Origin of the sequence: Peptoniphilus phoceensis, from assembly GCF_001517665.2 — a bacterium.
Lineage (GTDB): Bacteria > Bacillota > Clostridia > Tissierellales > Peptoniphilaceae > Peptoniphilus_A > Peptoniphilus_A timonensis.
Genome location: NZ_LN999808.1, coordinates 111,641 through 127,014, shown reverse-complemented (window position 1 = coordinate 127,014; position 15,374 = coordinate 111,641). Strand labels below are relative to the sequence as shown.

General features: G+C 31.8%; 11 protein-coding genes and 1 riboswitch. Of the genes, 8 read left to right on the top strand and 3 right to left on the bottom strand.

What is annotated here, in order from left to right:
- Nucleotides 1-55: 55 nt before the first annotated feature.
- On the bottom strand, nucleotides 56-664 hold the full coding sequence (locus BN3657_RS02605; RefSeq protein WP_062551654.1) for a DUF4230 domain-containing protein: 609 nt from the start codon (nucleotides 662-664) through the stop codon (nucleotides 56-58).
- 160 nt (nucleotides 665-824) lie between these two features.
- On the opposite strand from BN3657_RS02605, the gene BN3657_RS02600 reads away from it, so the two are divergent.
- Nucleotides 825-2,177: a hemolysin family protein gene (locus BN3657_RS02600; protein WP_062551653.1), complete on the top strand. Its 1,353-nt coding sequence runs from the start codon at nucleotides 825-827 to the stop codon at nucleotides 2,175-2,177.
- A 322-nt stretch (nucleotides 2,178-2,499) separates the two neighbouring features.
- Here BN3657_RS02600 and BN3657_RS02595 read toward each other — a convergent pair whose 3' ends face one another.
- Entirely contained in the window at nucleotides 2,500-3,339 is an 840-nt protein-coding gene (locus BN3657_RS02595; protein WP_062551652.1) for a gamma-glutamyl-gamma-aminobutyrate hydrolase family protein, read from the bottom strand.
- Between the two features lie 345 nt (nucleotides 3,340-3,684).
- On the opposite strand from BN3657_RS02595, the gene BN3657_RS02590 reads away from it, so the two are divergent.
- The 6 genes from BN3657_RS02590 (at nucleotide 3,685) to BN3657_RS02565 (ending at nucleotide 12,009) form a co-directional block, all read left to right on the top strand.
- Nucleotides 3,685-4,605 (top strand): DnaJ C-terminal domain-containing protein, encoded by a 921-nt coding sequence (locus BN3657_RS02590; RefSeq protein ID WP_062551651.1) that lies wholly within the window; start codon nucleotides 3,685-3,687, stop codon nucleotides 4,603-4,605.
- Nucleotides 4,606-4,641: 36 nt separating this feature from the next.
- Nucleotides 4,642-7,221, top strand: coding sequence for an ATP-dependent chaperone ClpB (gene clpB, locus BN3657_RS02585; protein ID WP_062551650.1), 2,580 nt, complete (start codon nucleotides 4,642-4,644; stop codon nucleotides 7,219-7,221).
- Nucleotides 7,222-7,411: 190 nt separating this feature from the next.
- On the top strand, nucleotides 7,412-9,157 hold the full coding sequence (locus tag BN3657_RS02580) for an S-layer homology domain-containing protein (protein ID WP_062551649.1): 1,746 nt from the start codon (nucleotides 7,412-7,414) through the stop codon (nucleotides 9,155-9,157).
- Between the two features lie 203 nt (nucleotides 9,158-9,360).
- A riboswitch (Lysine riboswitch) is annotated at nucleotides 9,361-9,530 on the top strand.
- 103 nt (nucleotides 9,531-9,633) lie between these two features.
- A complete protein-coding gene (locus BN3657_RS02575; RefSeq protein ID WP_062551648.1) occupies nucleotides 9,634-10,485 on the top strand; it encodes a transporter substrate-binding domain-containing protein in 852 nt (283 codons plus the stop codon).
- Nucleotides 10,486-10,505: 20 nt separating this feature from the next.
- Nucleotides 10,506-11,276 (top strand): amino acid ABC transporter permease, encoded by a 771-nt coding sequence (locus BN3657_RS02570; protein WP_062551647.1) that lies wholly within the window; start codon nucleotides 10,506-10,508, stop codon nucleotides 11,274-11,276.
- Between the two features lies 1 nt (nucleotide 11,277).
- On the top strand, nucleotides 11,278-12,009 hold the full coding sequence (locus BN3657_RS02565) for an amino acid ABC transporter ATP-binding protein (protein ID WP_062551646.1): 732 nt from the start codon (nucleotides 11,278-11,280) through the stop codon (nucleotides 12,007-12,009).
- A 161-nt stretch (nucleotides 12,010-12,170) separates the two neighbouring features.
- Here BN3657_RS02565 and BN3657_RS02560 read toward each other — a convergent pair whose 3' ends face one another.
- Nucleotides 12,171-13,160: a YeiH family protein gene (locus BN3657_RS02560; protein WP_062551645.1), complete on the bottom strand. Its 990-nt coding sequence runs from the start codon at nucleotides 13,158-13,160 to the stop codon at nucleotides 12,171-12,173.
- Between the two features lie 257 nt (nucleotides 13,161-13,417).
- Between BN3657_RS02560 and metG the strand changes: the two genes are divergently transcribed.
- A complete protein-coding gene (gene metG, locus BN3657_RS02555; protein WP_062551644.1) occupies nucleotides 13,418-15,370 on the top strand; it encodes a methionine--tRNA ligase in 1,953 nt (650 codons plus the stop codon).
- The last annotated feature ends 4 nt before the right edge of the window (nucleotides 15,371-15,374 follow it).

Genomic DNA, 15,374 nt, shown 5'->3' with positions numbered 1-15,374 from the left:
AAACTCAATTATAAAAAAGGACATTTAATAAAATGCCCTTTTAAGTCTATTAAATTTATTTTAAATTACTATCACTTGTGACCTTGATTTTGTAGTCACTTAAAATTGTGTCGCCTATAAGAGTTTCCTCGATTGCTTTTTTAGCTTCTTGGTCAGCTTCTTTTAGAAGACCTCTTTTTATTGCCTTATCTTCAACTTCTTTCTTTTGATCCTTAGAAAAATTGTTGTAATCTTCAATATCAATCCTGTTAAAAATAGATTCTCTTTCGTCGAAAACTTTTAGCGAATCTTCATAAATTTCGTGGCTTAATATTTTTGCAGCTGGAATTTTTATTTCAATGCTTTTACCTTTTAATTTCACGTCCATTTTTTCAAGGTCCACTCCTGCGTGGATAACTCCGTCATAAGAAACGATGAATTTTTTTGATGTGAAGGGAACTTTGTAGCCGTAAAAAGTATTTTGATTTTCAAATTGTCCCATATTTGTGTAGTAATATTTAAGACTTGTCAGTTCTCTTACATTAATTAATTTATTAAAAATTAAAGTTGATGTAATTTCTGGCTCCATTTCATTTTTCATAGATTTTTTTCCTGCAAAAAAAGTGGAGAAAAGTCCAATTACGACCAAGAGCAGTAAAATAATTTTCTTATTAAATTTTTTCATTAATTACCTCCAATCTAAACTCCTGATTTATTAATACCACAATAAATTTTTTTCTAAAGCTTGTCAAGTAGCTAAAAAAAGCAAGGAAAGATTTATTATTTTATTTTACAATCACAAGTTCTTTGATATAATTAATCTAAAAGATATGGAGGAAGATGTTATGGACGATGGCGCCTTGTGGGCTAAGCTCATTTTAATAGCAATACTTACAAGCATTAACGCATTTTTTGCGTCAGCTGAAATGGCAATGGTTTCAGTAAACAACAACAAGATAAAAGAATTGGCAGAAGAAGGAGATAAGAGGGCAAAAACCCTTTTATCATTATCACAAGATCAAACTAGATTTTTGTCAACTATCCAAGTTGCAATAACTTTGGCAGGATTTTTCTCATCTGGATCTGCAGCCACTTCTATTTCAAAAGTTTTTGGAGAATTTTTAAGAGGATACGGGATACCTTACGGTAGCACTGTGGCATTTATTTTGGTGACACTTTTTCTATCCTATATAACCCTTGTTTTTGGAGAACTTGTGCCAAAGAGAATTGCTCTACAAAATTCAGAGAAAGTTGCCCTTAAAGCAAGTAATGTAATTGCTTTTGCGTCAAAAATATTTTATCCCTTTGTCAAACTGTTGTCTTTATCAACAGTCTTGGTTTTAAAAATCATGGGAAAATATTCTGAAGATGTTGAAGAGAAAATTTCAGAAGAAGAACTAAAATCATATATAAAGGTTTCAACGCAACAAGGAGTTATAAACTCAGCTGGTGAAGAAATGATAGTAAATATAATGGATTTTGATGACAAACTTGCCTATGAAATTATGACACCAAGGACTTCAATTTATATGTTGGACTATGACGAATTTACAACAGAAACAGTAACAGAAGTTTTGAAAAATGGCTATTCAAGGATGCCTGTTTATAGAGAAAATACAGATAACATCCTGGGAACAGTTTATATCAAGGATCTTTTTGTAGAATATGCAAAAAATAATTATGAATCTATAAATTTGGATAACTGTATAAAAGCGCCCTATTATGTGCCAGAAACTAAAAAAATTGACATGCTTTTAAAAGAACTGCAAGCATCAAAAAACTATGTGGCAATTTTAATTGACGAGTACGGCGGTTTCTCTGGCATGGTTACTGTAGAAGATATAGTAGAAGAAATAGTAGGAGAAATTGAAGACGAATACGACAAAGAAGATCACAATGTTGAAAAAATTGCTGAAAATGAATATATAGTTGATGGATCCATGGACATAGAAGACATAAACGATGCACTTGGAGTTTCACTTTATTCAGAAAACCATGAAACAATTTCTGGACTTATAATCGAAAAGCTTGGCTTTATCCCAGATGAAAAACAAAAGAAAAAATTAAGTGTAAAGGCATCTGGATGTATCTTGACAGAACTTGCAGTTGCTGAAAAGAGAATAATAAAGGCTAGCATCAAGGTTATACCAGAAGAACAAGAAGAAGCAAAAAGAGAATACAAAGAATTTAATTCATAAAAATATTAACAGGTCCTAGTGACCTGTTTTTTGATAAAATTTTTTAATTAAGCTTTAGGTAAACATAAAGAAGTAAAAATGAAAATTTATAAGTGAAATTCTTTAGAAAACAAGAAGAATAAATGCTAGTTTTAATTAATATTATATTATAAAAAAGGGCAAAAAAATTGCCGAGACAATCTCGGCGAGTAAAAGGAATTTAATCAAAAAGTGTATTAAATAATCTGTTACTAGTTTAACATAGTAGTATGAATATGACAATAAAAAAATTAAAAAAATTAGAGGGAATTTTTCCCTCTAAAATGTAAAACTAGATTAAATTTTATTTTTGTTGTGATAATTCTTGTGCTTTTACGATAAATGTTTTATAAAGATTTAAAGCATCTTCATTGTTATCTTCAATTATTAATGCTTCAGGATGAAATTGTAGTCCTAAATAATATGTCTTGTCAGTTCTAGTAATTGCTTCAATTGTTCCATCAGGAGCCTTTGCCAAAATGTCTAAGTTATTTCCAAGGTCTTTAATTGCTTGGTGATGCCAAGAGTTAACTTCAACTTTGCCTGACTTTCCAAATCCTTCAGCTAAAATATTGTCTGGTAAAACTTCAATATCGTGTTTTACGAAAACTTTTCTTTCAGGATCTCTATGAACAATATCAGTAGGTTTTTGAACAATTATATCTTGATACAAAGTTCCTCCTGATAAAATATTAGTAAGTTGCATTCCTCTGCAAGTGGCAAGTGTTGGCTTGTCTTCTTCTAATAAAGCGTTAAGTAAAAATACGTCAGACTTATCTCTTCTTGGGTTAATGTCTTCTAATGTTGGAATTGGTTCTTCCTTGTAAAGTGCAGGGTTTAAATCGTCTCCACCAGTTACAACAACACCTTGAACTTCACTAATTTCTTTTTTAGCTTGATCAAGTGATTTCATTTCTTTCAAGAAAACAACTTTTGCTCCAGCTTTTCTTAGTGCGTCTGCATACATTTGTGTATCAATGTCTACTTTGTCTTTGGAGTCTTTGTCTACTTCATCTGTTGACCAAGAAATTCCTATTACTGGTGCGTTCTTATCTTCTTTTTTTGAGCAAGCTGTAAATGTTAACAGTGCTATTAATAAAAGACTGATGAAAATAATAATATTTTTTTTGTTGTTTTTTCTCATGATATGCTCCTCTTCTAAATATTATTTTTCTAGCTTTACAAATTAAGTATATCGTTTTCACAAAAACCAATCAAGAATTTTTAAAAAAAATAAAAAAATAAATTAGCAGACTACTTGCAAGAGTGCTAACGATGTTGTATAATGAAATAGTCAAAGATAGTCAAAATTATTTTTGACATAGCTTTTTAATTTAAATTGATTTCACATAAAGAAAAAGTAAAATAAAATATTTAATTTAAATGAGAAAATAATCAATTTAATTCACATTTATTTATGTTGTAATTATTTTTATTGGGATATAAATAATTTGAGATTAAATGTTTAAATATATGAGGAGGTTAAAATTTGAAATACAAAGATTATTATGAAATCCTTGGAGTTTCTAAAGATGCAGATGAAAAGGAGATAAAGAGCGCTTATAGGAAGCTTGCGAAAAAATATCACCCTGATCTTCATCAAGGAGATGATGCTGCGGCAGAAAAGTTTAAGGAAGTTTCAGAGGCTTATGAGGTTTTATCTGATAAGGATAAGAGAAATAAATATGATAAATTTGGATCTAATTATGATTTTTCATCTGGATATGACTTTGACCCTTCTCAATATGGTTACACTTATACCACAGGAGGAAGTGGAGCAGATTTTTCCGATTTCTTTGAAACGATTTTTGGTTCATCTAAATCAGGAGGCAATTTCTCTGGTGGTTTCAATATAAATGACATCTTTGGAGATTTCTCTTCTAAGGGAAGGGGAAAGTCCAATAAAAAGGCGAGAAATAAATTTGAGTCAGAACTTTCTATCTCCATAAAAGAAGCCTATGAAGGTGTGACTAAAAATGTTTCTTTAACTTACAAACAGGAGGAATATGATATTGCTGTTAAAATTCCTGCTGGAATAACAAGCAATAAGAAAGTCAAGGTAAAGGGAGAAAAGTTTGGTCTTCCAGGCGATATTTTATTTAAGATAAATATTCGCGATGAAAAAAATCTTTCTCTTGATGGCCTTGATATTATTAAGACAGAAAATATTTATCCTTGGGAGGCAGCTCTTGGAACTACAAAGACTGTTGAAACTTTAAAGGGAAAATTAAAGTTAAAGATTCCAAAAGCTTTTGTCGGTGGAAACAAGATGAGAATTCCTTCAAAGGGATTCAAGGATTTAAAGGGAAATGTTGGAGATTTATATGTGATCTTTAATATTGTAAATCCTAAAGAATTATCTGAGGAACAAGAAAAATTATATAAAGAATTAGAAAAAATAAGCAAATAATATTTAATATAGATTAATTATAAATGAGGTGTTTTTATGAATTTTGACAAATTTACTCAAAAATCCCTTGAAGCCGTTCAAGGCGCATACAATACTGCGAAGGAATACGGCAATCCAGAGGTAAAAGAAATTCACATCAACTACGCCCTTTTAAATGACAAAGAAGGCCTTATACCTAGGGTCTTGACATATATGGACAAAAATCCTGAAATGATTAAAAGTGACATTTTAAAGGTAATTGAAAGACTTCCAAAGCAATCAGGCGCAGAAGTTTATGCTGATTCTTCTTATAGAGAACTCTTCCAAAAGGCAGAGGGATTTATGAAGAAAATGGGAGATGACTTCCTTTCAGTTGAGCACATTTACCTTGGACTTTTGAACATGAAGGGGACAGATTCTTCTTCAATTTTTAACAAAAATAAAATTGATGCAGATGGATTTTTAAATGCTCTTAAAAAAATTAGGGGTAACCAACACGTCACTACTGATAATCCAGAAGGAACTTATGATGCCCTTAAAAAATATGGTCAAGATTTAACTGAGCTTGCAAGAGATGGAAAACTTGATCCAGTTATTGGTCGTGATGAAGAAGTTAGAAATGTAATTAGGATTCTTTCTCGTAGGACTAAAAACAATCCAGTTTTAATTGGTCCTCCTGGAGTTGGTAAGACTGCCATTGCTGGTGGACTTGCTCAAAGAATTGTTTCTGAAGATGTGCCAGAGGGTCTAAAAAATAAAACTGTTTTTTCTCTCGATATGGGAGCTCTTATAGCAGGTGCAAAATATCGTGGAGAATTTGAAGAAAGACTAAAGGCTGTTTTAAATGAAGTGAAAAAATCTGAAGGAGATATAATTCTTTTTATAGATGAAATTCACAATATTGTGGGAGCAGGCAAGACTGATGGCGCAATGGACGCATCTAATTTATTAAAACCAATGCTTGCTCGTGGAGAACTTCACGCAATTGGTGCAACAACTCTTGACGAATACAGAAAATATATAGAAAAAGATCCCGCTCTTGAAAGAAGATTTCAAAAGGTAATGGTAAAGGAACCAAGTGTTGAAGATACTATTGCCATACTTCGTGGATTAAAAGATAAATATGAAATTTATCATGGAATTAGAATTGCTGATCCAGCAGTTATTGCTGCAGCAACTTTATCTGATAGATATATTACTGACAGGTTCTTGCCAGATAAGGCAATTGATTTGATGGACGAAGCTTGTGCAATGCTTAGGACAGAAATTGATTCTATGCCAACAGAAATTGATGAAGTGAGAAGAAGAATTTTGCAACTTGAAATTGAAAATCAAGCCCTTAAAAAGGAAACTGATGAAGCAAGTGCAGAAAGACTTAAAAAACTTCAAGTAGAACTTTCTGAAGAAAAAGCTGAATTTGATAGATTAAAATCAAAATGGGAAGCAGAAAAGAAAGAACTTGACTCAACAAAGGACATAAAGAAAAAAATTGAAGATACAAATCATGCAATTGAAGAAGCTGAGAGAAATTATGACCTTGAAAAACTTTCTGAATTGAAATATGGCACTCTTCCAAAATTAAAAGAAGAGCTTGCAAATAGAGAAAAATCTAAAAAAGATGAATCTTCTATGGTAAAAGAAGAAGTCACAGAAGATGAAATAGCTTATGTTGTAAGCAGATGGACTGGAATTCCAGTAGAAAAATTAAATAAAACTGAAAGAGAAAAACTTTTAAATTTAGAAGACATTCTTCACAAGAGAGTTATTGGTCAAGACAAGGCAATAGAACTTGTGTCTGATGCAGTCCTAAGAGCTAGAGCTGGTTTAAAAGATAGGAACAAACCAATAGGATCATTTATATTCTTGGGACCAACTGGTGTAGGAAAAACTGAAACAGCAAAGGCACTTACAGAAACACTTTTTGATGATGAGAGAAATTTGATAAGAATAGATATGTCTGAGTATATGGAAAAACACTCTGTATCTAGACTTGTGGGATCTCCTCCAGGATATGTTGGATACGATGAAGGCGGACAACTCACTGAAGCAGTTAGGAGAAAACCATATTCAGTTATCTTGTTTGATGAAATTGAAAAGGCGCATCCAGATGTCTTTAACATTCTTTTGCAAGTACTTGATGACGGCAGACTTACTGACAATCAAGGCAGGACTGTTGATTTTAAAAATACAGTTATAATCATGACATCAAATATTGGATCTCACTTCCTAATCGACGGCATTGACGAAGAAGGAAAAATAAAAGAAGATGCAAGAAATAATGTTATGAGTGACCTTCGTGGATCCTTTAGACCAGAATTTTTAAATAGGGTCGACGAAATTGTCTTGTTTAAACCTCTTCAAAGAAGTGAAATTTATAGAATCATCAAGCAAAGTGTGAGAGAAGTTGAAAGAAAACTTGATGATCGAGATATCAAAATTGAAGTTACAGATGGAGCTTTGGACTTTATCTTAAATGCATCTTTTAGTCCTCAATATGGAGCAAGACCAGTTAAGAGATATATTTCTCATGCTCTTGAAACAAAAATTTCAAAGATGATAATAAAAGGCGAGGTTATGGATGGGGACACAATTTTAGTAGGTGTAGAAGCAGACGACTTGTTTGTTAAAGTAAAATAATATATGGGACTTGCTTAGGCAGGTCCTTTTTAATGAAAATTTTTATTTCTCATTTATTACAAATTGTTAAGAAAATGTTAAATTAGCTAGTTAACCCTAAATTATCACTTTTTTATCACAAACAGGATTTAAACTCAGTAACATAGTATGAAATAGGAGAATATTTTATATTTTAATTAGGAGGAAAATTATGAAACCATATAGTAAGAAATATTTAACACTTGCACTTGCAGGAGTTTTAGCAGCATCAATTCCAGTATCTGCTTTCGCAAATAATGAAGCTAAAGATTCAAATAAAACAGAAAAGCCTGCAATAACAGAAAAAGAAAAAAGTGATGCAGAAAAAAGCAATCTATCAGAATTTAATTACAATCTTAACAGGGGAGAAAGATTCTACACTAGAGATATTAGTCTACCTGATGGAGCAAAGATAATTGGAAACGAAAATTTTGAATACGATAAGAGTGGAAACCATTACGAATATGTTACAGTTCAATTTAAAGATGGTTCTACAAAAGAAGTAAGACTTAATTTCAAAGTAAGTGATAAATATGACAATAGATATGAAAGACTTAACCTTAGAAATGTAAGATACGATGGAACTCATATCAAGGGCGAAACTTCAGCTGATGCAAAAATTTATGTTAGAGACGACTATTATAGAGAATTTAGAAACTCTAAATATATTGGAAGAGCTGATAAAGACGGAAATTTTGAAATTAAATACGATATCAAGGAAGGTAAGAGCGTAACAATTTACGCTGAAAATGAATACGGATATTCAAAAGATGTAGAAGTTAAAAATGACAACTACAAAGACATCAAGGGATCAAAAATAGATGCAACTGATCTTAGACTTATGGGTAGAACTTTGAGCGGATTTATTAAAAATCATCCTTTTGAAAACATAAGAGTTTATAAGGATGGAGAACTTCTTGGAAGTTTTAGAACTGACAAAAACTCATACTTCACAGTTGTTTTAAGTGAAAGCATAAGAGAAAGAGAACTTGATGATTTAAGATTCTACACTGATTCTAAAAAAGTAGAAAATAAAAAGCTTAAAGTTACAGAAGCTCTTGCAGGACAAAAACTTGTAAAGGGTACTGCAAACACTGACGAAGAAATCACAGTTTATGATGCATCTGGCAAGAAAATCAGTACAACTGCTGTAAATAATGCAGGAGTATTTACTGCTTTCTTAGATAGAGCTTTAATCTATGGCGAAACTATAAAAGTTGAAGCTAAAGACAAGGACAAAGAAGTAAGTAAAATTGATTACAAAGTTACAAGAAATGAAGTTGAACAAGTCAAGGCAATCTCATATATCAAGGGATATCCTGATGGAACATTTAAACCTCAAGATAATGTTACAAGAGCAGAAGCAGCTCAAATGTTTGCTACACTTTTAAACGGTGGAACTAACTTTGGAACAAGCTCAATGACAAAATTCTCTGATGCAAATGACGATTGGTATTCTAAAGCAATCAACTATGTTGTTGCAAAAAACCTAATTTCTGGTTACCCTAATGGAACATTTAAACCAAATGAAAGCATCACAAGAGCAGAATTTGCACAAATGATTTCTGGATATGTTAAGAATGAAAAGAATTCTTCTTCTGACTTCCAAGATGTTAAAGATCACTGGGCAAAAGACGCAATTGACAAACTTTATGGAAACAAAAATGTTAGTGGTTATCCAGATGGATCTTTCAAACCAAATGCAAAAATCACAAGAGCAGAAGCTGTTACAATCCTAAACTCTGTATTTAACAGAAACACAAACAAGAATTCACTTAACAATGTGAACACTTCATCACTAAACAAATTCTCTGATGTTAGTGAAGGATTCTGGGCTTACTACAACATTCTTGATGCAGCAAACACTCACGATAGAGAAAGACTAAACTCAACTTCTGACGTTGACATGTGGAAATAAGTTTACAAATTAGTTTATAATATAACTTTAAAGGCTCCCTTTTGGGAGTCTTTTTTGTATTTATAAATTTTTTTGATTTTTAAACCCGTGAAAACACAAAAGCAAATAAATTTATAGAAAATGTCACAAAAATTAAAATTGTCCTTGACTTTTATAAATCTCCTATATATAATTGATGAAACAATTAAATAAATTGTATTGAAAAATACGATAGAGGCGCGAACTTTATCAGTAATCTTTTTGAGCAAGACCATGCACTGACAAAAGATGAAAGGAAAATTCGCCGAAGTATATTATTGGTTATAAATAATATACTGGGCATGCAGAGAATATTTGCATGACTGTCACAAATATGTGGGGAGCTATCTAAGGTTAAATACTTTGTCTTAAATTTAGACATTTTTAACAGTTTGGTTTTCCAGACTGTTTTTTTATTACTTTTTGATAGTTACCGAAGATTTTTACGGAGGTATATCATGAATTTAAGAAAGAACGTAGCAAGAGTTTTAGTAGTAGGAGCTTTAGCAAGCACAATGCTTTTAACAGGATGTAATCCAAAGGGTGATGGAGGAGCTGCTACACCAGCTGATTCTGATACACTAAGAGTTGGAATGGAATGCGACTATGCACCTTTTAACTGGACACAAACTAGTGAAGAAAATGGATACAAAATTGCATCTGGCGGTTATGCAGGTGGATACGATGTTGAAATAGCAAAGAAAATTGCTGAATCCATGGACAAAAACTTGGAAATTGTAAAAACTGAATGGAATGGTCTTACTCCAGCAATTACTTCTGGAAAGATTGATCTTATAATAGCAGGTATGAGTCCAACTGCAGAAAGACGAGAAACACTTGACTTCTCAAACACTTATTACACATCAGATCTTGTAATTGTAGTTAAAAAAGATGGAGCTTATGCAAATGCAAGTAGTCTTAATGATTTTAAGGGTGCAAATATAACTGGTCAACTTAACACTTTCCACTATGAAGTAATTGACCAAATTGAAGGCGTAAATAAATCTACTGCTTTAGAAACTTTCCCAGCAATGATAGTTGCTCTTAGAAGTGGAAAAATTGATGGATATGTATCTGAAAGACCAGGTGCTCTATCAGCAGTTGCTGCAAATGATGATTTAACTTTTGTAGAATTTGCTGAAGGTAAGGGATTTGAAACTTCAGTTGATGATACTTCAATTTCAGTTGGAGTTAAAAAGGGTAATACTGAACTTTTAGAAAAGGTAAATGACGCACTTTCAAAAATTTCTGAAGAAGAAAGACAAAGTATAATGGAAGAAGCTGTGGCTAACCAACCACTAGGCGAATAAGATAAGGTTGGGAGATAAAGATGCCAAGTAGTTTTTTCGGATGGATCGGATTTTTATTAAAAGAATATGGACCCCTCTTTGTTGAGGGGACTATAAACACAATTATAATTGCCGTTGTTGGCACATTAATTGGTTTTTTAATAGGTCTTTTAATTGCAATAGTTAGAACCATAAAAGTAAATAAAAAATCTTCAGCATTTAAAAGAGTTGGACTTAAAATTTTAAATGCTATCATCACTATTTATATTCAAGTAATTAGGGGAACGCCAATGATGGTTCAAGCCATGATGTTTTATTACGGTTCTCTTCAATACTTCAATCTAAATATGGCAGCCATGCCTTCAGCCTTAATAATAGTTTCAGTAAACACTGGAGCTTACATGGCAGAAATAATAAGAGGTGGAATTATTTCAATTGACAAGGGACAAACAGAAGGAGCTCTTTCAATTGGAATGACACATTGGCAAACAATGACAGAAGTTGTACTTCCACAAGCTGTTAGAAATATAATTCCATCAGTTGGAAATGAATTTATTGTAAACATAAAAGACTCATCAGTTTTAAATGTAATTTCTGTTTCAGAACTATTTTTCATTTCAAAGTCAGCAGCTGGAACATATCTAAGATATTTTGAAGTTTTCTTCATAACAGCTTTAATCTATTTATTTTTAACAGTGAGCGTGAGCCAAATTATGAAACTTGTTGAAAAGAAACTTGATGGAGATGGAACTTATAAAATTTACGGATCTCAATCAACAGCAGAAGTTATAGAAGTTAAGGAAGAGGTGTGAGATGACTAGCATTTTTGAAATAGAAAATTTACAAAAAAGTTTTGGAGAAAATGAAGTTTTAAAGGGAATAAATTTCAAAGTTCAAAAGGGCGAAGTTGTTTCAATAATTGGATCATCTGGATCAGGGAAATCAACTCTACTTAGATGTATAAATCTATTGGAAGAACCCGACTCTGGGGAAATAAGATACCATGGAGAAAATATATTAGAAGATATTCCTTCTATTAATAATTATAGAACTAATGTGGGAATGGTTTTTCAATCCTTTAATCTTTTTAACAACATGAGTGTCCTTGAAAATTGTATAATTGGACAAGTAAAAGTCCTAAAAAAATCTCGTGAAGAGGCAGTAAAAGTTGCTGATAAATTTTTAGAAAAAGTTGGCATGTATCCTTTTAGAGATGCAAGACCAACATCTTTATCTGGTGGGCAAAAGCAAAGAGTTGCCATAGCAAGATCTCTTGCCATGAATCCAGAAGTTCTTCTTTTTGATGAGCCAACATCAGCTCTTGATCCCGAAATGGTTAAAGAAGTTTTAAATGTAATGAGGGACTTGGCAGATGAAGGCTTGACAATGCTTGTTGTAACTCACGAGATGGGTTTTGCAAGAGATGTTTCTAATAGAGTTCTCTTTATGGACAAGGGTGTCATAGCAGAAGACGAAGATTCAAAAGAATTTTTCACAAATCCAAAAACAACAAGGGCTAGAGAATTCTTGTCAATGGTTTTATAAAGATTTTATAAATTTTTCTTTTAATAAATTTTAAAGACTCGAAAGGGTCTTTATTTTTTTATAATTTTATAAAAATAGAGTTAAAGATTTTAAAGTAAAGCTAAAATTTATAAATTAAAAACAGCCTAATTAAAGGCTGCTAAAATTTAGATTATTTTAAATTACCAAATGTGAAGAAGCTTTTGCATAAATAGACTGACAAAAATTATGCCTATCCAACATAAGCCTCCTTCTATTATTGCCTTGCCACCTTGAGAAATTAATTTCTTAATATCAGTGTTAAGACCAATTGCTGTCATTGCCATAATTATGAAAAACTTAGACAAAAATTTCATTGCTGACAAGAAAGTAGCAGGAAGAGTAAGTAAACTTGTCAAAACTGATGCAAGTAGGAAAAATAAAACAAAAGTTGGGAAAGTTTTTAAGATGCTAACTTTTTTTGTATTTTCCTTTGATTTTACTATTCCAAGAACAAGGGTTATGGGAATAATGGCAAGAGTTCTTGTAAGTTTTACAATTGTGGCATAATTTAGAGCTGTGTCATCATTAAACATAGTTGACCAAGTTCCACTTGCAGCTACAACTGAAGATGTGTCATTAATAGCAGTGCCTGCCCACATTCCAAAACCTGTATGAGTCATGCCGAGTTTAACACCTAGAGTTGGAAAAATAAGAGCAGCAATAATATTAAACAAAAATATTACAGAAATTGAAGTTGCAATATCTTCGTCCTTTGCATCAATGACAGGAGCAGTTGCTGCAATGGCAGATCCCCCACAAATTGATGAACCAACCCCGATTAGTGTTGCAATTTTAGAATCAATCTTTAAAAATTTCGCTGCAAGATAAGAAATAATAAGGGCAGTAGAAATTGTGGATAAAATTATCAAAAGAGATGATTTTCCAACAACAATTACTTCTCTAAGATTTAAACCAAAGCCAAGCAAAATTACGGCATATTGCAAAATCTTTTTTGATGTAAATTTAATTCCATCTTCTAGTGACTCTGGTCTTTTAAAATTATTTAAAATAATTCCAAGTAAAATTCCAAAGACAGGTCCACCAACTACTGGGAATTTTTTACCTAAAAAATAAGCAAAAACAGCAATAAACGCAGAAAAAACAATGCCTTTGTAGATGTTTTTATTCATATGTATCCTCCTTATAAGATTTTTAATTTATGTTTTTTAACAACAATTATCTATTATACAACAAGATAAAAAAAATAACTTGGAAATTTATTTTTTCTATTAAATGAAGCTACCAGAAGATAAATAAAAGGGCTTGAAATTGATTTTATAGGCTAATTCAGTTATAATTATTCTAATATATATAGAAAATTATCGGAATATTGACAGATTTTGCCAAGACCTTATCCCATTGGATTGGGTTTTTTTATGGAGGTTTTATGAGTAATAAAAAATTTTATGTAACGACACCAATTTATTATCCAAGTGATAATCTTCACATTGGTCACACTTACTGTACTGTTGCAGTTGACTGTGTTAAGAGATTTAAGAAAATGCAAGGCTATGATGTTTTCTTTACTACTGGTACTGATGAGCATGGTCAAAAGATAGAAGATAAGGCTAAAGAGTTTGGCATGGAGCCAAAGGAATATGTTGATGGAATAGTTAAAAATATCAAAAAACTTTGGTCTATCATGGATATTGATTATGATTATTTTGTCAGATCTACAGACAAAGACCATGAAGAAGATGTCAAAAATATTTTCCAAAAGCTCTATGACAAGGGAGATATTTACAAGGGTGAATACGAAGGATATTATTGTAAGCCTTGTGAATCTTTCTGGACTGAAGCTCAATTAGAAGAAGGTCACACTTGTCCTGACTGTGGCAGAGAAACTGAACTAACTCATGAAGAATCTTACTTCTTTAGACTTTCAAAATATAAGGACAGACTTTTAAAATATTATGAAGATCACCCAGAGTTTATTGAACCTGCTTTTAGAAAAAATGAAATGGTTAGGAACTTTTTTGAAGGAGAAGGTGGTCTTGAAGATCTTTCTGTTTCAAGATCAACTTTTGACTGGGGAGTAAAGGTTCCTTTTGATCTTAAGCACGTTGTGTATGTTTGGATTGATGCCCTAACTTGCTACTTGACAGCAATTGGTTATGGTACTGATGAAAATAAATTTAAAGAATATTGGCCAGCAGGCGTTCACTTTGTCGGAAAGGAAATTATTAGATTCCACGTTATTATATGGCCAGCTCTTTTAATGGCACTTGATTTGCCACTTCCAGAAAAAGTATTTGGTCATGGCTGGATTTTATTTGATAACGACAAGATGAGCAAGTCTAAGGGAAATGTTATTTATCCTGAACCAATTATAAAACTTTACGGCGTTGACGCCCTTAAATATTTCTTGTTGCGTGAATTCTCCTTTGGATCTGATGGATCTTTTAATATAGAAAAATTCATGCAAAGACTTAACTCTGACCTTGCAAATGATCTTGGAAACTTACTTTCAAGAACTGTTTCCATGATTTCTAAATATAATGAAGGCATTATAAAGGATATGGGAATAAGAGAAGATGTCGACGATGATTTAGAAAATCTTGCAGTTTCTGTTGTCGACGAAGTTGAAAAGGCAATGGAACATTATGAATTTTCTGTGGCTTTAGAAGCAATTTGGAAACTTATTAGAAGAACTAACAAGTATGTTGATGAAACTGAACCTTGGAAATTGGCAAAAGATGAAGATAAAAAAGACAGACTAAATACTGTTTTATATAATTTGGCAGAAAGTCTTAGAATTGTTTCTGTATTGATTTATCCATTTATAAAGGAAACATCTCTAAAGATAAGAGAACAACTTGGTCTTGATGATAAAATTAATTGGGAAGATTCAAGAGTTTTTGGACTACTTCCTGATGAAACTAAGGTTAGAAAGGGAGAAGTAATTTTCCCAAGACTTGATATTGATACTGAAATTGAAAAGTTCAATGAAGAAAATACAGCTCTTCTAAAATCAAGAATTATGACAGATAAAAAGGATAAAGAAGATATAAAAGAAGAAATTACAATAGAAGATTTTGATAAACTTGACATTAGGGTTGCTGAAGTCCTTGATGTAGAAGATCATCCAAATGCTGACAAATTATTTGTACTAAAATTAAAAGTTGGAGATATGGATAGACAAGTCGTTTCTGGAATCAAAAACTACTACAAAAAAGAAGATTTAATTGGCAAGAAAGTCCTAATGATTGTTAACTTAAAATCAATTAAGTTAAGAGGAGTAGAATCCAAGGGTATGATTCTTGCTGCAGCAGATGATGAAGATAATTTAAGTCTTGCATCAACTTTAGCTGATATTAAATCAGGAGCAAAGATTAGTTAAATTT